Source organism: Kitasatospora sp. NPDC114501 (genome assembly GCF_055633695.1).
Genome location: NZ_JBVKDS010000006.1, coordinates 163,282 through 185,506, shown reverse-complemented (window position 1 = coordinate 185,506; position 22,225 = coordinate 163,282). Strand labels below are relative to the sequence as shown.

General features: G+C 72.4%; 10 protein-coding genes. 2 read left to right on the top strand and 8 right to left on the bottom strand.

What is annotated here, in order from left to right:
- Nucleotides 1–23: 23 nt before the first annotated feature.
- The 6 genes from ACZ7RU_RS13585 to ACZ7RU_RS13560 form a co-directional block, all read right to left on the bottom strand.
- Entirely contained in the window at nt 24–4,379 is a 4,356-nt protein-coding gene (locus tag ACZ7RU_RS13585; RefSeq protein ID WP_470341080.1) for a LamG-like jellyroll fold domain-containing protein, read from the bottom strand.
- A gap of 408 nt (nt 4,380–4,787) precedes the next feature.
- Nucleotides 4,788–5,483, bottom strand: coding sequence for a formyltransferase family protein (locus ACZ7RU_RS13580; RefSeq protein ID WP_470341079.1), 696 nt, complete (start codon nt 5,481–5,483; stop codon nt 4,788–4,790).
- A complete protein-coding gene (locus tag ACZ7RU_RS13575) occupies nt 5,480–6,718 on the bottom strand; it encodes a cytochrome P450 (RefSeq protein ID WP_470341078.1) in 1,239 nt (412 codons plus the stop codon). The genes ACZ7RU_RS13580 and ACZ7RU_RS13575 overlap by 4 nt, the downstream gene beginning before the upstream one ends.
- A gap of 2 nt (nt 6,719–6,720) precedes the next feature.
- A complete protein-coding gene (locus ACZ7RU_RS13570; protein ID WP_470341077.1) occupies nt 6,721–8,502 on the bottom strand; it encodes a beta-ketoacyl synthase N-terminal-like domain-containing protein in 1,782 nt (593 codons plus the stop codon).
- A gap of 49 nt (nt 8,503–8,551) precedes the next feature.
- A complete protein-coding gene (locus ACZ7RU_RS13565; protein ID WP_470341076.1) occupies nt 8,552–10,378 on the bottom strand; it encodes a non-ribosomal peptide synthetase in 1,827 nt (608 codons plus the stop codon).
- Nucleotides 10,375–16,401 (bottom strand): acyltransferase domain-containing protein, encoded by a 6,027-nt coding sequence (locus ACZ7RU_RS13560; protein WP_470341075.1) that lies wholly within the window; start codon nt 16,399–16,401, stop codon nt 10,375–10,377. The genes ACZ7RU_RS13565 and ACZ7RU_RS13560 overlap by 4 nt, the downstream gene beginning before the upstream one ends.
- Nucleotides 16,402–17,078: 677 nt before the next feature.
- Here ACZ7RU_RS13560 and ACZ7RU_RS13555 point away from each other — a divergent pair.
- On the top strand, nt 17,079–18,461 hold the full coding sequence (locus ACZ7RU_RS13555) for an MFS transporter (RefSeq protein WP_470341074.1): 1,383 nt from the start codon (nt 17,079–17,081) through the stop codon (nt 18,459–18,461).
- A gap of 119 nt (nt 18,462–18,580) precedes the next feature.
- On the opposite strand, the gene ACZ7RU_RS13550 is transcribed toward ACZ7RU_RS13555, so the two are convergent.
- Entirely contained in the window at nt 18,581–19,306 is a 726-nt protein-coding gene (locus ACZ7RU_RS13550; RefSeq protein WP_470341238.1) for a helix-turn-helix domain-containing protein, read from the bottom strand.
- A 425-nt stretch (nt 19,307–19,731) separates the two neighbouring features.
- On the bottom strand, nt 19,732–20,403 hold the full coding sequence (locus ACZ7RU_RS13545; protein WP_470341073.1) for a TetR/AcrR family transcriptional regulator: 672 nt from the start codon (nt 20,401–20,403) through the stop codon (nt 19,732–19,734).
- Nucleotides 20,404–20,612: 209 nt separating this feature from the next.
- Between ACZ7RU_RS13545 and ACZ7RU_RS13540 the strand changes: the two genes are divergently transcribed.
- The gene (locus tag ACZ7RU_RS13540; RefSeq protein ID WP_470341072.1) at nt 20,613–22,097 is read left to right on the top strand and encodes an MFS transporter; all 1,485 of its coding nucleotides are present in this window, start codon (nt 20,613–20,615) and stop codon (nt 22,095–22,097) included.
- Nucleotides 22,098–22,225 lie beyond the last annotated feature (128 nt).

Genomic DNA, 22,225 nt, shown 5'->3' with positions numbered 1-22,225 from the left:
CCCGGCCCGTGGAGAAGGGGGGATCAGACGCCGGTGGAGGTGTCCAGCTCGACGTTGTAGTCGGCGAGCTTGGCGATCTGGGCGGGGCTCAGCACGCCCTGGTACAGCCAGACGTCGTCCAGCTCACCGGAGAAGTACTCGCCCCAGGCGCCGGACTCCTTGTTCCGGCCGAACTGCACGCCGCCGCCCGCCTCGTAGGGCTGCGGGGCGCTGGTCCAGGAGATGTGCGGGGTGCAGCCGGTCGAACCGTCCGGGCAGCCCTGGTTCTCGATCTGGCCGCCGACGTACAGGGCGAGCCGGTCCGCGAAGGCGTCGTAGCTGACCGCCAGGTGTGTCCAGTTCTCCAGGACGGAGGTGGCTGGGCTGTGGGCGGTCAGGGTGCGGACCGCGCCGGTGGCGTCGGAGTCGCGCACCTCGGCCTGCCACTGGCCGGTCGGCTGGCCGTTGGCGTCGTTGCCCAGCGGGACCCAGCGCACGGTGACCGCGCTGTTGGCGGCGCCGGCGATCGACAGGGCCGTCATCTTCCGGGTCGGGACGCCCGCGGTGTTCGCCCAGCCGGCCAGGGTGAAGCTCTGGCCGGTGTGCAGCGGGGTCGAGCCGGTCGCCGCGTAGCCGGTGGAACCGTCCAGCAGCAGGGTGCCGGGCGCGGGCAGCAGGCCGCCGTCGGCCTTGACCGAGGCGCCGCCGCCGAGCTGGGCGCCTGCCTTGGCCGGGCCCTCGTCCGGGGTGACGGCCGGGGTGCCGGTGGCCGAGGAGAGCTTCCAGCGGCCGGCCAGCTGCGGGCGCTGCTGCACCATCGCACTGGCCTCCGGGCCGGTGACGACGCGGTCGTACAGGCGCACGTCGTCGATGTCGCCGCCGAAGAACTCGCCGTTGGCGCCCTCGCGGCTGACGGCGCCGATCTGGATCGGGCCGGGGTTGGCCCACGGCGCGTTCTGGGTGTAGTCCGACTCGCCGACCAGGAAGCCGTTGATGTAGAAGCGCAGCTTCTTGGCGGCGGTGTCGGAGACGCCGAGCAGGTGGGTCCACTCGCCGGTGGTGCCGGCGAAGCACGGCGCGCCGTTGATCTGGGTGCCCGGGGTGCAGTCGGGCTGCCAGGTGCGCACCAGGGTGTCGGCGGAGGTGTCCTCCTTGTAGCGGCCGAAGGCCCAGCGCTTCCAGTAGGTGGAGTAGTACAGCGAGAACTCGCTGTTGTGCTGGCCGATCTGGCTGACCGCGATCTTCGCGGTGGTGTCGTTGGCGGCGGGCGCGGGCAGCTTCACCCAGGCGGAGACGGAGAAGTCCCGGCTGCCGTCGACCTGCGGGCGGGTGCCGCGCAGGTAGTCGTCGACGCCGTCCAGGTGGACGGCCTTGTCGGCGATGCCGGGGCGGCCCAGGGCGACACCGCTGTAGGCGGTCAGGTTGTCGGTCTCGGCGGTGCCGACCGGCTTGGCGGAGGCGCCGTCCAGGTGCCAGACGGACTTGGCGGGACGGCGGGTGGGGAGCGGCTTGTCGGCGGCCACGTCGGTGGCCTCGGCCGCGGTCAGGGAGCGGTCCCAGAGCCGGACCTCGTCGACCGAGCCCTTCCACGGGTCGGTCATGTTGCCGTGCCACTTGGAGCGGCCGAACTCCAGCGGGCCGCGCGCGTCCCAGGTGGCGGTGACGGCCACCGGGGTGCCGGGCACGCCGTTGACGTACAGGGTGCTGGTCCTGGCCACCGGGTCGTAGACGCCGACCAGATGGGTCCACTGGCCGAGCACCACCGGGGCGTCCGAGCTCGCCGTGTCCAGGGTGTAGACGGCGTCGGTGTCCTGGCTGGAGGTCCACATCGCCCACTTGCCGCTCATCACGCCGAGGGCGAAGCGGGCGGCCCAGTTGCCGTTCTCACTGACCGCCACCCGGTTGCGGGTGGTGTCGCCGGTGAGGTTGACCCAGGCGGAGACGGCGAAGCCGCGGGTGGTGTCCAGCACGTTGCCCTGGGTCTCGGCGTAGCCGTTGGCGGTGCCGTCCAGGCTGAGGGCCTCCTTGAGGTGGCCGGGCGCGCCCGGGGCGGCGCCGGAACCGAGGGTGGCCTCGAAGCCGCCGCCGGCGCCGGTGACGCCGGTGCCGCTCGCGTCGTCCATCGACCAGCCGGTGCGCTGGGTCTGGCCGGAGAGCACGTTGAAGTAGTACGTCTCGGGCTGCGAGGCGTTGCCCGCGCCGTCGACGGCCCGGGCGGAGAGGAAGTGCGCGCCGGCGGTCTGCGGCTGGACGCGGACGGTCTGCGCGGCGCCGCCGCTGGTGGCGGTCTCGTTCGCCGCGGACGGCGAGGTGTCCAGGCCCCACTGGTACTTGACCACGTCGGTGGCGGCGGACTTCAGGGTGAAGTAGCCGTTCCTGCCGACGCCGTCGGTCCACGGGAGCGCCGCGGTGGCGTCCTTGGAGCCCGGGTAGGCGTCCGAGGTGATCGCCGGGCCGTCCGGGGCGGAGGTGTCGACGGTGAAGTAGCAGCCGGTCGGGTCACCGTCGGAGGACCACGGCCCCCACTGGGCGCCGTCCCAGGCGCGGGCCTCCCAGTCGAGCTGGAGGTTCTGCGGCAGACCGGTCGGCAGCGGCCAGGAGAACATCGAGCCGGAGGCCTTGAAGGTGTCCCCTCCCGGTGCGGCGTCCTCGGAGCCGGTGGACCACCAGCGGCGGCGCAGGCCGGTGCCGTCGTCCCAGCCGACCGCGAACTGGACGCCGATCGCCTCGCCGTCCGGGTCGGAGGCGCGGGTGGTGACCTGCGGCATCTTGTTGATCTTGATGCCCGGGTACTGGCAGACCGAGCCCGGCGACATCGTCATGTCGGACATCGGGATCTGGTTGGGCCGCAGGTTGTAGTACACCGACAGGTAGGCGTCGTCGGTGAAGCGCTTCCAGGCGAGGGTGTCGCCCTCGTTCTGGGCCTTCAGGCCGAAGCTGATGGTCGGCCAGCCCCAGTTCGCGGCGTCCTGGACGAGGTTGCGCACCGCGCCGTCCTGGCCGTACTCCAGCCAGCCGCCGGGGCAGCTGCCGCTCCAGCCCTTGGCGGTGTTGATGGTCTGCAGGTAGCGGCTCCAGAACCCGGAGGCGTTCTGGCCGTTCCAGGTCAGGCCGGGGGCTATGTAGCCGGTGTTCCACAGCTCGACGGGCCGGGCGTCGCAGGAGTACGACCAGCTCTCGTAGGTGCCGAAGGTGGCGGCGAGGATCTGCTTGCCCACGAAGGGGTTGGAGACCTGGAAGAAGGCCCGCTTCACGTCGGTGGGCGCGCAGCGCGAGGTGTCGCCGCAGTAGCCGACGCCCCAGTCGTGGACGTAGTTGCTGTTGTACGTGAAGTGCCAGTACGCCTGGTTCGGGTAGGTGCGCGAGACGCCCGCCCAGTCACCCGCGTGCGGGGTGTTCCACGCCGGGTCGATCATCACCGGGTAGACGGTGTCCGGGGCGTCCAGCATGGCCTGGTCGGGGGACAGCACGAGGCCGTCCTTGGGCAGGTCGACCTTGAGCCGGGTCATCTTGGCGCCCTCGCCGGGCAGGTCGCCGTAACCGGCGGCGGCGGGGTCGGTGGGGCCGGTGGGGCCGGCGGCGGGGGCCTGGGCGGCCGCCTCGGTCTGCGGGGCGGCCTTGGACGACTTCGGGGCGGCGGGGGCTGCGGCCGGAGCGGCCGCGGCCGGCTTGGAGGAGTCCCACATCACCGGGACGGGAGCCTCGAAGACGGTGCCGCCGCCGGAGGGGTCCTTCGCCGTGAGGGTGCCGTCGGCCTCCTGGGCGACCGTCAGGCCGGTGCCCTGCAGGCCGAGCCGGAGCTGGTCCAGCTCGGGGTTCTTCGCGGCCTCGGCCGTGTGCACCACGATGACCTGGGTGAACCCGGTCCTGGTGGCGGAGAGCCGCAGGTCCACGTCCGGAAGGATCGAGCGGTACTCGGCGGTCGCGCCGTTGACCGTCGGCTTGGGCAGCGGCTTGGGCCAGCTGAGGTTCAGCTCCTTGCCGGCCCGGGCCATCCGGACCAGCGGCTCGCTGCCGCCACCGGAGAACCGCACGTCGGCGGTGGACCCCTTGGGGGCGACGGCGCCGCCGGGCAGCGTCCGCAGCGTCGGGTCGAGGTCCACCCAGGCGCCGTTCTTGCGCACGCGCTTGGGCTGGACGTAGGTGGTGGTCTTCAGCTTGCCGTCGGGCTGGGCGACGGTGTCACTGGTCTCGCTGCGGCTGGCGAGCACCTCGACCGGCTTGCCGGTGCGGGTGGCCTCCTTGACCGCCAGGGTCTCGGCGGTGTCCTGCTGCCCCGCCGGGCCGCGCGGTGGCGTCCCGCCGACCGCGGCGGCGGGCACCACCGCGGTCGCGGCCAGCGCGACCGCGGCGAGTGCCGCGGCGAGCAGGCCGCCCGACCGTCTTGCTGCTGTTCTCACTGTGCGTAAGCTCCGACTTCCGGGATGTGGGCGAAGTTTGAGCGGATCTTCATGGACGCTTAACGGGGTGTCAAAGGTTCATGAGAAAGGCGTGCGGATGTGCGTACTCGTCGACCTGTGGCCAGAAGGGGAGCAGCGCAGGTAAAACCGGATAAACCGGCCGCCCGGCTGTGACGGAAGTCATGCCGTGAAGCGGAGGAGAAAGGTCCGGTTCCTGCTCCTGGCGACGGTGGCGGATGGTGACGGGCGGCGTCGACGCGGCCGGCGCATGGTTGGCCCACGTCGCAGTTCCGGGGCATCCTCGCTGGTCATCGGCGGTGCCGCGGCCCGGTCGGCGGGTCTCGGCAGACGGCCGTGGCCCCGCGCACGAGGTGTGCGCGGGGCCACGGCCGCGAGGGGCGGGCGGTCCTACCGGTCGTGCAGTGCCGAGGCGCTGCTGTCGACCCGGGTGGTGCCGGGCAGGGCGATGAGCTCCGGTTTGAACAGCGGCTGGGCGTCCATCGCGGGCTCCCAGGTCGCCAGCTTCTCGTCCTGGGGGACCTCGATCCGCCGGTCCGCGGCGAGGTCGGCGACCACCTTCAGCAGCAGTCGCACGCCGAGCGGGGCCAGGTGGTCGCGCCACAGGCTCTGCGCGGTCGACCCCGGCGGCACGAGCAGGTGCTCCTGGGCGGCGAGCGGGCCGCCGTCGGTGCGCTCGGTGAGGTGGTAGACGCTCCCGCCCGTCACCTTGTCGCCGTCGCGGATGGTCCACCGGATCGCGTCCCGGCCGCGGTGCAGCGGCAGCAGGCTGGGGTGGTACCCGATGGTCGCGACGGAGGCCCTGGCACGCGTCTGGCGGCCGAGGAAGGCGTGCGAGTGCGCGGCGACGATGATGTCCACCCCGTCCGGGATGTGCATCGCGCGCAGTTCGGCCGAGTCCGTCCAGGGGATGTCCCGGGGGAACGCCCAGGCCCGCAGGCGGTCCCAGGACATCGCGTCGCCCTCGTCGGACTTGCCCTTGCGCAGCCGGGGTGCGGCCGCGCCGACGATCTTGTGCCCGTTGTCCAGCAGGGCTTCCGCGACCTGGACCGCGAACGCCCCCTGTCCTGACATGTAGATGTTCATCCGCACTCCCGCGGTCGCAGTCCGGAGTGGTCGGGCTCGAAGCGCACCGGCATGGTGGAGAACCCGGTCAGGAAGTTGGACCGGATCCGCTGCGCCTCCTCGGTCTGCTCGAACCCGAGGGTGAAGTCCCGCAGGGCCCTGAGCAGTTCGGCGATCTCGACCTTGGCCAGGTACGAGCCCACGCAGAAGTGCGGGCCGTAGCCGAAGGCCAGGTGCTTGTTGGGGGTGCGGCCGAGGTCGAACACCTCGGGCCGCGCGAAGACCCGTTCGTCCCGGTTGCCGGAGGCGTGCCAGAGCGTGACGATCTCGCCCGGCCGCAGCCGTACGCCGTGCAGTTCGGTCTCCCGCTCGACGCTGCGCCCGAAGTGCATGGTGGGCGAGGCCCAGCGCAGCACCTCGTCCACCGCGGTCTCGACCGCGACCTCGCCGTGCTTGAGCCGGCGCCACTGCTCGGGCTGGGAGGCCAGCGTGCGGACGCAGTCGATCATCGTCAGCCGGCTGGTCTCGTCGCCCCCGATGATCAGGCTGTAGCAGTTGAGCACCACGTCCTCGTCGGACAGCGGCACACCGTCGATGGCGCTGCCGATCAGCATGCTGATCACGTCGTCGCCCGGTGACTCGCGCCGCTCCTCGACGACGTCCATGAAGTACATCAGGATCTCGTTGCGGGCCATCTCGGAGTCGACCTCGTCGACGTCCTCGTCGTCCGCCGACAGCGCGGTCTTGGTCAGCGAGAGCAGGTAGTCCCGGTCCCGCTCGGGCACCCCGAGCAGGTTCGAGATGGTGGTCATCGGGATCCGGCTGGCGATCTGCTCCGCGAAGTCGCAGCCGCCGGACTCGACCGCCTCGCGGATCCACAGCCGGGTGTTGACCCGGACGGTCCGCGCGACCTCGTCGAGCACCCTCGGCGACAGCACCCGCTGGAGGATCTTGCGCAGCTCCAGGTGCCGGGGCCCGTCGGTGACGGCCAGCATCCGGCCGGCCCCGGCGTCGCCGCCCTCCAGGAGGGTGACGAGCACGTTGCCGCGCTGGGACGTGAAGTTCACGTTGTCCCGGTAGGTGGCCATGATGTCGTCGTAGCGGGAGAGCACCCAGAACCCCCGGCGGCCGCCGGCCGGCGGGTTCCAGTGCAGCGGCGCGGTGTCCCGCAGGGTGCGCCAGAACCCGTCGAGGTCGTGGTCCGCGAAGGTGGCCGGGTCGCCCAGGTCCACCGTGTCCAGTGCCGGTGCGCTCATGCTCACCAGTCCGTACGCCAGAAACGGCGGGGCTGGAAGGGGTAGGTGGGCAGTGGCACGCGCCGGCCCGACCCGTCCCGGTGCAGGGCGTCGAAGTCCACCTGCTGGCCGGTCACCCAGGCGGCGGCCAGGTCGGCCAGTGCGGGTGCGTCCTGGCCGGACGGGACGATCCCGGCGTCGTTGCGCTCGAAGGCGCCGGGGTCCGTCCGCGGGGCGGCGGCGGTCGACGTGACGGGGCCGCGGGCGTCGTCGGACAGCGCCGCGACCAGCTCCTCGCGGCTGCGGACCACGGCCGCCCACCGGCGGCCCATCACCTTGCGGCCGAGGTTCAGGGTGAAGCAGACGTCGTCCAGGCGCAGGCCGGGGTCGGCCTCCAGCCACTCCCTGAGCCGGGTGCGCTGACGGGCCAGCGCCTCGTCGTCCATCGCGGACAGGGTGGCCAGCCGCGGCCGGCCGGTGTCCTCGGGGGCGCGCTCGGCGGGCGCCGGCGCCTCCTCCAGCAGCAGGTGGGCGTTGTAGCCGCCGCCGCCGATCGAGGTGATGCCGGCGCGGCGGATGCCGGCCTCCGGCTCCCAGGCCGCGCCCTCGATCTGCGGCACGAACGGGGTGCTGGGGAAGTCGAGGTCCTGGTTGACCTCGGTCAGGTTGATCGTCGCCGGGAGGGTCTTGTGGTAGAGCGCCAGCGCGGCCTTGATCGCGCCGAAGCCGCCGGAGACCACGCCGCCGTGGCCCACGTTGCCCTTGACCCCGCCGATCGAGGTGGTCGCGGTCTGCTTGCCGAACGCCATGGTCGCGGCGTGCACTTCGAGCTCGTCGGTCATCGGCAGGCCGAGCCCGTTGGCCTCGTACATGGACACCGTGTCCGGGGTGACGCCGCCGACCTCCATGGCGGCGGCGATGCAGGCGCTCAGCCGCTCGGGCTGGGCCAGGCCGTACGCCATGGCGCTGACGCCGTTGTTGTTGACGGCCGAGCCCCGGACCACCGCGTAGACGTGGTCGCGGTCGGCGACGGCCCGGCCCAGCGGCTTCAGCAGCACGGTGACGACACCGCTGGACAGCGCGGTGCCGGTGCCGTTGGCGTCGAAGGGGCGGCAGTGGCCGTCCTTCGACAGGATGCGGTTCTCCTCCCACAGGTGGCCGCGGGGGTGCGGCAGGCGGACCATCGAGCCGCCGGCGATCGCCATGTCGCTCTGGCCGAGCAGCAGCGACTGGCAGGCCAGGTGCACCGCGTAGTGGAAGCCCGCGCAGACGGCGGCGACGGTGACGGCCTCGCCGGTGAGCCCCATGTAGTACAGCGCGTTGGAGGTCATGGTGTCCGGCGACCACGCCAGGCTGGCCTCGATCGCCTCGGGGCCGACGGAGACGCGGTCCGGCGGGGAGCTGTAGAGCGCGGCGGTCTGCGGGTTGTTGGCGCCGTACATGCCGATCTCGGCCTTGAGCCGGTCCGGGTCGTAGCCGCCGTCCTCCAGCGACTCCCAGGCGCTCTCCAGGTACAGCCGGTTCTCCGGGGTCATCGCGGCCGCCATCCGGTCGCTGATCCCGAACACCGACGGGTCGAACTTGTCGTACGTGTCGAGGACGCCGCAGGCCCGTACGTAGAACGGGCTGTGGATCAGGGTCTCGTCGACGTGGATGTCGTCCTTCGCCAGGAAGGAGACGGTCTCCCGGCCGTTGACGAGGACGTCCCAGAACTGTTCCTTGGTACGGGCTCCTGGTGCCCGCAGGGACATGCCGATGACGGCCACGTCACCCGGGTCGTACTCCTGCTCGGGGCTGTCGGTCATGGGAAGGCTCCTGCTCCGGTTGCTTCGGTTCGGGTGGGGGTGACGGGGCTCAGCGGCGGGTGGCGCCGCCGCGGCCGCGCAGCGCGGCCCGGCGGGCGCCGGCCCGCTCGCGGGCCGACTGGACCACCTCGGGGGTGGCGCCGATCTCCTCGTCGAGCCAGCGGGCGAGCGAGGCGATGTCGCGGAAGCTGAAGAGGTCGGGCACCCGGACGCGCCGGTCGAAGCGCCGGGTCATCAGCCGGGCGAGGCGGACCAGCAGCAGCGAGTCGCCGCCGAGGTCGTAGAAGGCGGACTGCACGTCGATGCTCGACGGTTCGAGGTCGAGCAGCTGGCCCCAGATCTCCGACAGCGCCACCTCGGTCGGGGTGGCGGCGGCGGTCAGCGGCCGGTCGGTGCCGGCGGCCGGCGGCTCGGGCAGCGCGGCGCGGTCGAGCTTCCCGCCCGGGCCCAGCGGGAGCGCGGGCAGGGACACCAGCGTCGCGGGCACCATGTAGTCGGGCAGTTCGACGGCGAGCCGGCCGGTGACGGCGCTCTGGAGCGCGGCGTCCACCCTGGGGCCGTCCTGCGGCGCGCCGTCGCCCGTGGGCACGACGTAGCCGATCAGCCGGTTGCCCCGGACGACGGCGGCCGCCTCCCGGACCTCGGGGCAGGCGGTCAGCCGGGCCTCGACCTCCTCCAGCTCGATCCGGTAGCCGCGCAGCTTGACCTGGTGGTCGGAGCGGCCGAGGAACCGGAGTTCGCCGTCCTCGGTGAACGCGACGACGTCCCCGGTGCGGTACATCCGCTCGCCGCTGCGGAACGGGTCCGGTACGAACCGCTCGGCGGTGGTGCGCGGCCGGTTGACGTAGCCGTGCGCGAGGCCGACGCCGCCGAGGTAGAGCTCGCCGGACTCGCCGGCCGGCAGCGGCTGGAGGTTGTCGTCGAGCACGTAAACCAGGTCGCTGGTGGTCGGCGGGCCGATGGTCGGCTCGTCGGTCCCCTCCTCGGGCACCAGCCCGAACGAGCAGAAGACCGTCCCCTCGGTGGGGCCGTAGGCGTTGAACACCCGGGTGGCGCCGGTCTCCCGGTAGGTCCGGTCCACCAGCTTGCGGCGCAGGGCCTCGCCGCCGAACACCACCGAGCGCACGTTCGGGGGCAGGGCGCCGGCGTCGAGCAGGCCGTTCATCACGGACGGGACGACGGTCAGGTGGGTGATCCGGTCCACGTACCGGCTCTCCGGCAGGTGCACGGCGCTCTCGACGAGCACCACGGCGCCGCCGCGGCACAGCGCGTTGAAGACCTCCATCACGGACATGTCGAAGCAGACCGAGCTCGCCGCCGAGACGCCGCTCAGGTCACAGCCCTCCAGGACCCGGTCCATCTCGGCGAGCATCGCCACCGCGCCGGCGTGCCGGACGGCCACGCCCTTGGGCCGGCCGGTGGAGCCCGAGGTGTAGATGACGTACGCGGTGTCCTCGGGCACGACCGCCACGGGCTTGGCGCCGGGCTCGGTCGTCACGGTGTCCCCGAGCACGACCACCGTCGGCCCGGGCGGGCAACTCGCCCGGGACGCGGGCGTGGTGAGCAGCAGCCGGGTGCCGCTGTCCTGGACCATGAGGGTCAGCCGGTCGGCGGGGTAGTTCGGGTCCAGCGGGAGGTAGCAGGATCCGGCGCGCAGCGCGGCCAGGACCGCCACGAGCAGGTCGGGGGTGCGTTCGACGCAGATCCCGACCGGGACGCCGGGGCCCGCGCCGTCGGCGACCAGCCGCTCGGCCAGTACCCGGGACCGCTCGTTCAGTTCGCCGTAGGTCAGGACGCCCGCGTCGGAGTAGACCGCGGTCGCGTCGGGGTTCTTGACCGCCTGGGCGACGAACTCGGAGTGCAGGGTGTCGCTCACTGGTGGGTCTCCTCGGGGAGGCCGGTCGACGCGAGGTCGCCGAGGGCCTGGTCGGGTCGGGCGATCGAGTCGAAGAGCACGGTGCGGTACAGCGCGAGTAGTGCCGTCACGGTCTGCCTTTCCAGGTAGCTCGGTTTGAACTGGACGTGGCCGGCCACCCTGCCGTCGATGTCGGCCATCGAGATCTCGAGGTCGAACTTGGCGAGGTGCCTGCGCACCTGGAGCGGTTCGAGCGGCAGCGCGCCGTCCGGGGTGAGCGTCTCGCCGACGCCGTGGAAGAGCTTCACGGAGCGGGGGAAGGCGTCCGAGGACAGCCAGTTCACCACCACGTCGAACCAGGGGGAGCGGCCCTCGGCGCGCGGCGGCTTCAGCTGGGAGGCCAGCAGGTCGAGGGGGTAGTTCATGTGTTCCAGCAGGCCGAGCGAGAAGGCGTGGACCTCGCGCAGCAGCTCGCGGAAGCTGCGGTCGGCGGCCGGGTTCGCCCGCACCAGCACGGTGTTGAGGTAGTAGCCGATGGCGGACTCCCAGCCGGGCTCGGCCCGTTGGGCGATGGCGGTGGCCAGCACCGCGTCCTCGGTCCCGGCGGCGCGGTTGAGGGTGGCGAAGAACCCGGCCAGCACGACGGTGCTGATCGACACGCCCTCGCGCACCGCGAACTCCCGCAGCAGGCGGGTCTCCTCGGCGCTCCAGCGGAACGCGATGTCGCGGCCCTCGTAGGTGACGCCCGGCGGCCGCTCCTTGCTGGAGAGGTCGAGGTGGGCGGGCGGGTCGGCCAGCTTCCGCGACCACCAGTCCAGCGCCGCCTCGGCGGCCGGCCCGGCCAGCCACTGCCGCTCCCACTCGACGAACTCGGTGTACGGGGCGACCGGCGCGCTCGCGGCGGGGTCGGCGCCCTCGTAGTACTCCTGGAGCTCGCGGATCATGACGTCGGCCGACGCCGCGTCCGAGGCGATGTGGTGGACGAGCACCATCAGGTAGTGGTCGGCCGGCCCGCGCCGCATCAGGACGATCCGCACCAGCGGCCCGTTGTCCATGTCGAGCGGCTCGTGCCCGTACTGGGCCAGTTCCTCGCGGGCCTGTTCGTCGTCCAGGTCGGAGGTGTCCACCACCAGGAACTCGTACACCGGCTCGTCCAGGATGACCTGGTAGGGGTTTCCGCCCGCCTCCACGAAGACGGTGCGCAGCGCGGGGTGGCGGTCCAGCACGGCCCGGACGGCGCGCTCCAGGGCCTCCTCGTCGACCTCGGCCCGGATCCGGGCGGTCACCATGAAGTTGTAGGGGACGGCGTCCGGCGCGACCATCTGCATGAACCAGAGCGAGGCCTGGCCGTGCGAGGCGGGCGCCACCTGGAGGCCGAGGCCTTCGGCGCGCAGCTGCTCCAGCGCCGGTGCGTCGGTGGCCTCCAGCAGCCCGCGTGCGTCGAGCTCCTCCACCAGCTCCTCGGCGTCCAGCTCGGACAGGTCCGCCAGGAAGGAGGGCTCCGGTTCGGCCACGGGAGCCGGGGCCGGAGCCGGAGCCGGGGCGGCCGGGGGCGAGGCGGGCGCCGGCGCGGCCGGGCCGCCGGTGATCTCGACGAAGTGGTCGACGACCTCGGCGATGGAGCGCCCGTCCAGGAAGACCACCGGCGAGACCCGGTGCCCGAGCAGCGCCTGCATCTTGTTGACGAGGCGGATCGCCAGCATGGAGTCGAGGCCGAAGTCGCGCAGACCGGCGTTCGCGTCGAACCGGCCCACCGGCACGCCCAGCGCGTCGGCGAGTTCGGCGAGGACGACCTCCGCGACCGGCCGCTCCGCCGCCGCCTGCGGGGCGGCGGGCCGCGCCTCGACCGCCGTGGCCGCCGGGGCGGCCACCGCCACGGTGTCGGCGGCCGGGGCCGGGGCGGGCTCGCGGCGGGGCTCGGTGTCGATCCAGTAGCGCTCCTTCTGCCACTGGACCAGCGGGGTCTCCACGAGCTCGACGTCGTCGTCGAAGAGGGAGTCGAAGGTCAGCGGCACGCCCCGGACGTACAGCGAGGCGGCGGCGCCCAGCAGGCAGCGGACGTCGCTCTCCTCGCGCCGCAGGGAGTTGACCGCGTGCACCTGGACGCCGCGGGACAACCCGATCTCCTCGACCGCGCCGCGCAGCGTCTCGTGCGGGCCGATCTCGACGAAGGTGGAGACGCCCCGGTCGACCAGCGCGCCGATGGTCTCGGCGAACCGGACCTGGTTGCGCAGGTTGTGCACCCAGTAGTCGACGTCGGCGACCGGGTCCACCGTGTCGGCCAGCGCCGTGGAGTGGAAGGGGATGCCGGGCGTCAGCGGGGTGATGCCGTCGATGCCCTCGCGCAGCGGCTGGAGCAGCGGGTCCATGCCGGGGCTGTGCACCGGCCGCTCGACCCGGATCCGCCGTACCGAGATCCCGTCCCGCCGGAGGTCCGCCTCCAGCGCGTCGACGGCCTCGGGGGAGCCGGAGACCGCCGCGCTGGTGGGGCTGTTGACCACGGCGACGGCGGCGTCCTCGGCGTACGGGGCGAGCCGCGGCAGCAGCTCCGCCTCCGGCAGGTCGACCGAGATCATGGCGCCCTCGGCGGCCTTGCGCTCCAGCAGGTGCGAACGGGCGACCACGACGCGGGCGGCGTCCTCCAGCGACAGCGCGCCGGCCACGCAGGCGGCCGCGACCTCGCCCAGGCTGTGCCCGACGACGGCGGCCGGCTCGATGCCGAGGTCCAGCCAGACCTTCGCCAGCGAGACCTGGAGGGCGAACAGCACGGGCTGCTGGAAGTCCATCTCCTCGTACCTGGCCTCCTCGGCCGGGGCGGCGAGGTGGTCGAGCACCGAGCAGCCGCCGGCCGCGCGCACGGCGGCGTCGCAGGCGTTCATCCAGGTCCGGAACCCGGCGTGCGAGCGCAGCAGTTCGCGGCCCATGCCGACCCACTGGGTGCCGCCGCCGGAGAACACCAGCGCCACCCGCCGGTCGGCGTTGCCGGAGACCGTGCCCGTGACGACGTCGGGGTGCGGCTGACCGGCGGCGACCCGGGCGAGCCCGTCCAGGACGTCCTGCCGGTTGCGGGCGAACAGCGCGATCCGGTGGCTGTGGTGGGTGCGCCGGGCGGCGAGGGTGTAGGCGAGGTCGGAGACCCGCAGGGCCGGGTCGCGTTCCACGTGGTTGGACAGTTCGCGGCAGGTGTCGGCCAGCGCGCCCGCGGTGCGGGCGGTGACGGTCACCAGGTGCGGCCGTTCGTCGGCCGGGGCGTCGCCCGGGCTCGGCGCGACGTGCCGGCCCCGGTCGCCGGCCAGGAACGGGTGGGCCGTGACGGGGAGTCCGGCGGCGTACAGGGCGCCGAGCGAGCCGAGCAGGGTCGCGGCCTCGTCGGCGCCGCGCCGGAGCGAGGGCAGGGTGGTGGCCGACGGCAGGATCTCCGACACCGACTTGAGCAGCAGGGGGTGCGGGCTGAGCTCGACCACCGCGTCGACGTCGTGGTCGCGCAGCTTGGTGAGGGCGTCGACCACCCGGATCTCCCGGCGCAGGTTGTCCGCCCAGTAGTCCGGCCCGAGCTCCGCGCCGTCGACGGCCTCGCCGGTGACGGTCGAGACCATCGGGATGCGGGCGGTCCGGGGCCGGATGCCCGCCAGCTCGACTTTCAGCGGGGCGAGGACGTGGTCGACCAGCGGCGAGTGCGGGGCGTGGCCCATCCGTACCCGGTGGTTGGTGACGCCCGCGTCGGTCAGCCGCCGGACGAGGTCGTCGATCTCCTGCGGAGTGCCGGTGACGAGCGTGGAGTTCAGGCCGTTGTGGCCGGAGAGGGTGAGCCCGCCGGTCAGGTGCGGCCGGACCTCGTCCGCGGGGGTCATCACCACGATGCCCTCGCCGCGGCCCACGGCCAGCTGCTGGAGGAGCCGGCCGTGGTGGGCGGCCAGGAGGGAGGCGTCGTCGAAGTCGAGTGCGCCGGCGACGTGGGAGGCGGCGAACTCGCCGACGCTCTGGCCCACCACGACGTCCGGTTCCACGCCCAGCGAGCGCCAGGTCTCGGCCAGTGCGACCTGGAGGGAGAACAGCAGCGGCTGGAAGACGTCCATGTCGTCCAGTCGGCCGTCGGCGGCCAGCAGCTGCTCGACGAGCGAGAAGCCCAGCAGCTCCCGCATCCGCTTGTCGGACCTCATCATGGACCGGCGGAACACCGGCTGGCCGGCCAGCAGTTGGCGGCCCATGCCGACCCACTGCGACCCGTTGCCGGAGAACAGGAAGGCCACCCGCGGCCTGCGCCCGGCGGGCTCCCCGACGCTCAGTCCGGGGGCCTTCGCGCCGTTGTCGAAGGCGTCGAGGTTGCTCCGGAGTTCGGCCATGTCGCGGGCGGTGGCCGCGAGCCGGAACGGGCCGTCGCCGGGCGTCCGGCGGCAGAGCGCGCGCAGGTCGGTGCCGTCGCGCAGCGCCCGGGCCCGCTCGGCCAACGCCTCGCGGGAGTCCGCGGCCAGCAGCAGGAGCGAGGCCTCGGGGCGCGGCAGTTCCTCGACGGCGACGTGGCAGATCGAGCCGCCGAACCCGAAGGAGCTGACGCCGCCGCGGCGGGCGTCGGACCGCCGCGGCCACGGCGCCAGCCGGTCCTGGACGGTGAGGTTGTACTCCTCGAACATGATCTGCGGGTTCGGCGCGCTGTAGTGGAGGCTCGGCGGCAGCACGCCGTTGCGCATCGACATCGCGAGCTTGACCAGGCCGACGATGCCGGCGGCCGCCTCCAGGTGGCCGACGTTGGACTTCACGGAGCCCAGCCGCAGCGGCTCGGTGCGGCCGGCGCCCAGCACCGCGCCGATGGCGTTGGCCTCGATCGGGTCGCCGAGTGGCGTGGCGGAGCCGTGGCACTCGATGTAGTCCACGAGGTGCGGGGCGATGCCGGCCCGCTGGTACGCGGTGCGGAGCATCTTCTCCTGCGCCTGGGGGTTCGGCGCCGTCATGCCGTTGCTCAGGCCGTCGTTGTTGGAGGAGCTGCCCTTGATCAGGCAGTACACCGGCAGGTCGCGCTCCAGCGCCACGCTCAGCGGGGCGAGCACGACGACGCCGGCGCCCTCGCCGCGGACGTAGCCGTTGGCACGGGCGTCGAAGGACTTGCAGCGGCCGTCCGGGGCGAGCGCGCCCATGGCGTCCATGGCGGTGTAGTAGTCGGAGACGAAGCTCAGGTTCACGCCACCGGCCAGGACGAGGTCGCTCTCGCCGAGCCAGATCGACTGGCAGCCCGTGTGCACCGAGATGAGCGATCCGGCGCAGGCGGAGTCGATGGCCATGCTGGGGCCCTGGAGGCCGAGGACGTAGGAGACGCGGTTGGCGATGATGCCGTCGTGCATGCCGGTCGCGGTGTGCGGGGTGATCTGGCTGTCGGGGCCGCGGTAGTGGGCCAGGGCGGCGTAGTCGCCCCAGCAGGAGGCCATGAACACGCCGGTGTCGCTGCCGACGAGGCTGTGCGGTGCGATGCCCGCGTCCTCCAGGGCCTCCCAGGACAGCTCCAGGATCAGCCGCTGCTGGGGGTCCATCTGGACGGCCTCGCGGGGCGAGATGCCGAAGAACAGCGGGTCGAACCGGTCGATGCCGTCGATGAACCCGCCCCAGCGGACCCGGTCGTTCAGCAGTTCGCGGCGGGCGGCCGGCACCGGTCCGACGGCGTCGCCGCCCTCGACCAGCAGCCGCCAGAACGCGGACGGGTCGGGCCCGCCGGGGAAGCGGCAGCCGATGCCCACGATCGCGACGGGCTCGTGCGAGGGCTTGCGGCGCTCGGTGCTCGGGGCGGGCTCCGCGGCCCGCGGACCGTCGACGAGGGCGCGGGCCAGCGCGTCGACGGTCGGGTACTGCCACATCCAGGTCGCCGGGACCTGCCAGCCGAGGAACTCGGACAGCGCGGCCGCGAGGTTCACCGACCTCAACGAGTCCAACCCGTACCGGTGCATCGGCGCCCACCGGTCCACGGAGTTCGCGGAGATGTCCAACAGCTCGGCAAAACGTGATAGCAGGAAATCCGTGACGGCTGATATGTCTCGCGCTGCGCGCTCCTGGGGCATGGCGACTCCCTCGACAGGGCGGATGGAATGGACGGGTGGAGCTTCACGACCGATCGTTCGCAAGGGGGGGACGGTCAATGTGTCGACGTCAGGTCGATTCGGCCACGAAGAGATGGACTAGACCTGTACATGACATGACTGGGCGTGTGCTCGGGCAACGTGGCTCCTCTCGTGACGGGAAGGGAGGGTTCGAGGCGCTGACCACGCGACTCGGCGGCGCGCACGCCGAGGACGGGGCTTCGAGGGCGGGGGGGCTTCGAGGTGACTCGAGCGATCGCGATTCAGCGGCTCACTGTGGAGTTCTCACCGACGCGTGCGGCCTTGCCGATGGGTCTGTCGCGCATTCCGCTGCCAGGATTCCGCGGCACCGGCCTTTTCGTCCGCCGTCGAGCGCGGAGGGGGCGTCGACTCCAGGATTGCGCACTTTGCGGTCCGGTTGCGGCAGTGGCGAGATTTGATCGACAAAGTGTCCGATTCGATCTCCTCGTACGGTACCGCCCGGTGCCGTCCGGGCGCCCCGGCGCGGAGTGGACAGCGGACGATCGACCAATGCAAGCTGTGCGCATGGCAGTTGACAAATTCGATGCGGCGTCAGCCGATGCCAACAGCTCCTTACCCGGACGTGACGACCACCTCGGTCGGGCACCCGTCGGCCGCGACCTCGACGGCAGGCCCGCATGACCGACACCACGGATACCACTGACTCCACTGATTCCACCGGCACCGCGGCCGGGTCGGTCCGCCGGCCGGGACTGGCCCTCGGCGTGCTGGCCGGAGCGCTCGCACTGGACGTGAGCGGCCTCGGCGTGCTCAACGCCGCCCTGCCGTCCGTCGGAGAGCGCTTCCACCTGGACGAGACCACGCTCCAGTGGGTGATGACCGCCTACGCGGTCACCTTCGCCGGCTTCCTGCTGGTCGGCGGCAGACTGGCCGACGTGCTCGGACGGCGGCGGGTGTTCGAGGTCGGTGTCGCCCTGTTCACCGTGTCCGCGCTGGTCGGGGCGGTGGCCCCGAACACCGTGACCCTGCTGGGCGCGCGCGCCGTCCAGGGCATCGGCGCCGCGCTGTCCGGACCGGCCGCGCTGGCGCTGCTCACCGACACGTTCCCGGCCGGTCCGGCCCGCAACCGGGCCTTCGGCGTGTACGCGGCCGTCGGCGCCGCGAGCTTCAGCGGCGGGGTGCTGCTGGGCGGCGTGCTGACCGAGTTCTTCGGCTGGCGCTCGGTGCTGTGGTTCTCGGTGCTGCTCGGCCTCGGCGTGCTGGGCGCGACGCGCATCGGACTGCCCGACGGCACCGGGCACCGCGGCCGGCTCGACCTGCCCGGCGCGATCACCGGCACCCTCGGCCTCACCCTGCTCATCGTCGGCGTCAGCGGCAGCGGTGCGTCGGCGTGGGTCGTCCTCGGCGCCGCGGTGCTCTCCCTGGTGCTGTTCGTCGTGCGCGAGCACCGCACCGCCGACCCGCTGCTGCCGCTCGGCCTCTTCCGGATCACCGCGGTGCGGGAGGCGAGCCTGGCGGCGTTCCTCCAGTACATGGGCTCGGTCGGGATGCTGTTCTTCGCCCCGCTGTACCTCCAGGGGATGCTGCACTACTCGCCCTTCGAGTCCGGCGTGGCGCTGGTGCCGATGTCCCTGGCCGTGTTCCTCACCGCCAACTTCGCCACCGGCCGACTGCTGGCCAGGTACTCCCCGCGCACGCTGATGGCCGTCGGCCTCGTCCTGATCGGGGTGGGCACCGGGCTGTGGCTGGGCACCCCGCAGGACGGCGACTACGTGCTGCACGTGCTGCCCGGCCTGGTGGTCAGCGGCGTCGGCCAGGGGCTGAACTTCCCCTCGATGACCTCCGCGGGCCTGTCCGGCGTCCCGGAGCAACAGCAGGGCGTCGCGGGTGCGTTGAACGTGGTGACGCAGCAGATCGGCGCCAGTGCGGGTGTGGCGGTGATGGTCCTGGTCGCGGCGACCAGCTCGGACCAGCTCGCCGGGTACCACCTCGCCTACGTCACCGCCGCCGTGGCCTGTCTGCTGGGTGCGGCGGCCATCGCGGTGAGACGGCGGGCCTGAGCACCCCGGCGTCGGAAGCGAGTTCGAGGACAGGCCCAGGGGGCGGCGGTCGGCAGGAGCCGGCCGCCGCCCCCTCGTCGGGTCCGGGGCCGGCACCTGAGGCCGAGTCCGACGCCTACTCAGCCGGCCTTGGGGAGCTTGGTGTTCCCGGAGAGGGCCGCCGCCCGGACGTCCAGCAGCGCGAGCAGGACCGGCGGGTCGAGGACGTGCACCGGGCGCAGGCGCAGTTCGAGCGGGTCCAGCGGTACGTTCGGCCTGATCTCGATGGGGCCGACGGATCCGACGGAGACCTCGCCGGTGAGGACCTCGTCGAAGGAGGCGGGGACGGAGTGCGCGAGGAGGTACCAGGTCCCGGCCGGTACGTGTTCGAGGTGGAAGGCGCCGGGGCGGGGGAGGACGGTGCAGGCGGCCGGCCGGCCCTCCGGGATGCGGGTGCGGAAGAGCCCGACGAAGACCCGGCCGAGTTCCTCGGCGACGGAGGCCCGGATCTCGCCGCGGACGGTGGCGAGATCCGTCGGCCGGCTCCAGCGCCGGTTGTCGAGTTCGATCCTGGTGGTGAAGCCGCGTAACTGGCGGAACATCGTGGGCGAGGTGCCGACGCTGCTGGCGAACCGCGAACTGAAGGTGCCGACGCTGTTGTAGCCGACCCGGTGGCTGATCTCGGTGACGGTGAGGTCCGTTTCGATGAGCAGGCGTTTGGCGGCGTCGATGCGAATGGCGGACAGGAAACGTCTCGGTGAGACGCCGGTCACCCGCTGGAATTCCCGAGAGAAATGGAATTTGCTGTAGATGGCGGCCTGGGCCATGTCATCTATGGTCAGCAATTCGCCGATGTTCTCGTGCATGACCTCGATGGCTCGGGCCACGGCCTCTTCTATTGCTGGCTTCAAGGCTGCTCCAGATTCTCGCAGTACCGGTGGACGACGGAAACTCCGCCCCGGTATTGCGTCCTGGAACGCGGCCGAAGGGGTGGGTCGCCCTTGGCTACCGGAGCGCGCGAGGTTTCCTCATCTCCCTTCCGTTAAGCGGCGGTGACACAGTGTGTCGATCCGATAACGACTGATGACCGTAGCAGGAGGACATGACAAGTTCAACGGCTTCCCCGTGCTTCCATTTGGCAAAGCCGAAGCATCGAATACTGGCCGGTATGTGTTTGAAATACTCCAGCAATTGGAGAGATGCGCCGGCGGGGGGTGCGTGGACGATGCGGATGGGGAAGCGGTGGAGCGGGCGGGCCGGTGGGGTGGCCGCGCCGGGGGGCGGTCGGCCCTCAGTCCGTTCCGGCCGCCGCGGGGTCCACCTCCCACAGCCGCCCCGCCGAGGCAGCCACCGAGGCGACGGCGGCCTGCCGGGTGTCGCCGACGGCGACCATCAGCCCCACCAGCTGCGCCTCCAGCAGGCGGTCGGCGTCCCAGGGCTCGGTCAGGTAGCCGCCGAGCTCCAGCACCACCAGGCCGTGCACCGCCGACCACATCTGATGCGCCACCAGATCGGCGTCCGCCGCCCGGAACCGGCCCGCCTCGATGCAGCGGGCGGCGCACTCGGACACGCCGGCCAGCGTGTAGCGGCCGTATTGCCGGTCCTCCTCACCGAGTGAGAATCCGGCCAGTGAGGAACCCCCGAACATCACCGCGTACAGGTGGGGGTTGGCCAGCGCATTGCACCGGTAGGCTCGGCCCAGCAACGCGAGGTCGCTCACCGGATCGTCACTGAACTCCACCAGGGTGAAGTAGTGCTGGAGCCGGGTGAACCCTTCGTGGACCATGGCGCGCACCAGTCCGCGCATTCCGTTGAAGTGGGTGTACAGGGCCATCGTGGAGGTGCCGCTCTCGCTCGCGATGCGGCGGGCGGACAGCGCCTGCGGCCCTTCCTCCGCCAGCAGCCGGGCGGCGATGTCCACCAGTGCCGGACGGGCGCGGGGATCCGAGTGACGTGGACTCATTCCCTCAGTCAAGCAAAACGCCGTTATGCCAGGTACGTTCGCGCTCCACAACCCTCCGATCCCCGCACACTGCGAGAAGCGGCCCTCCGGACGCCGGGCATAACTTTCCAGTCACCCGAGCGCGACTTTCCAGGGTCAACGAGCGGCCGGAGACGATATCTTGACGACCCGTCGCGCGATCCGCCCCCCTCGGTCCACGGAGGTCGCTCTTGTCCACCCCTGCCCCCGGCCGCTCCACCGGCGCCACACTGCTGCTCTCCCTCGGCAGCCTGATCGTGCTGGTCTCCTCCGCGGTGGCCTTCTACCACTCCTTCGCCATGGATCCGGCGATGCCGATGGCCCACATGCCGGCCGACGACGACCGGAAGCTGCACGGCATGGCGCTGTCGGAGATGCCGGAGATGTTCACCGCCCTCGGCGGACTGCTGCTCGTGGTGGCCGGCGCCGCCCTGCGCGGCCGGCCGAAAGCCGTCCCGGCCGACTCCGGGACGGGCCGCGGCGGCCGGCTGCTGATCGCCGTCATCGGCACCGCCGCCCTCACCATCGACATCAGCAAGACCTCCACCCTGGGCTTCGTCATACCGGGCCTGCGCACCGAGTACGGACTCGACCCCCGCACGGCCTCCCTGCTGGCGGTCTGCGGGCTGACCGGAACGGCGGCCGGGGCGCTGCTGTTCGGCGTGCTCACCGACCGGATCGGCCGCCGCAGCTCCTACCTGATCGCCACCCTCGGCTTCACCGCCACCAGCATGTGCGGCTCGATGCCCACCTTCGAGGGCAACCTGGTGATGTGCGGCCTGATGGGCCTGGCGGTCGGCGGTCTCGCCCCGCTGCTGATCACCCTGCTCACCGAGACCGTCGGCGGAAAGGTCCGCGGATCGGTGGTGGTGGCGCTCTCCGTGGTCGCCACCGCGGTCGGCTACCTGGTCGCCGCCGGCTCGGCACTCTGGCTGGAACCGGTGTTCGGCTGGCGCATCCTCTGGCTGATCGGCGCCCCCACCGGCGCCGTGCTGGCCCTCCTCACCCCCTTCGTCCCCAACCGCACGTCCGCCCCCGCCCCGGCGGCCGAGGGCGCACCGGCCGTCCGGCACCTGCCCAGGTCCTCCCGGGCCCTCACCAGCGGTCTGCAACGCGCCTTCGCCACCCTGATCGGGCTGCTCACCTTCGGTCTCACCACCTGGGTGCCGAGCCTGGCCAGGATCGGCGGCGTGCCGGTGCACACCGCGAACCTGATGCTCACCGTCGCGGCGGTCGCGATGATCCCGTGCGCCCTGCTGCTGATGCTCGGCTACCGCCGCTTCGGCCCGACCTCGATGGCGGCGGGCCTGGCCACCGTCACCGCCGTGCTGCTGCTGGCGCTCACCGCCAGCGGTGCGGTGGCCGAGGTGGGCTGGATCGCCGCCGGCGCGCTGGTGGCCGCGCTGTTCTCGGTGAACTCGATGGCGGCGATCTTCCTCCCGATCGCGGCCGACCTGGCGGAGCCGGAACGGCGCGGACGCACCACCGGGTGGGTCTCCCTGTTCAACCGGCTGGGCGGCCTGATGGGCCCGCTGCTGCTGGCGAGCCTGGTGTCCTCGGCCTCCGCCGTCCTGGTGGCGGTCTCCGCCCTCGCCCTGCTGTGCGGCGCGGCCGCCTGGTACATCAGCCGGCGGCACCGGCTCGCCCTGTCCACCCTGGAACCGGCGGTGGACTGACCGAGCGTCAACTGTCCTGTGGTCAACTGACCTGCGACAGGCCTGCCGACCGACGGATCCCGTCGGCCGGCAGGCCTGCCGCGTTCTGTCGCGATTCCGAGATACCGGGATGACGGGATGCCGGGCGC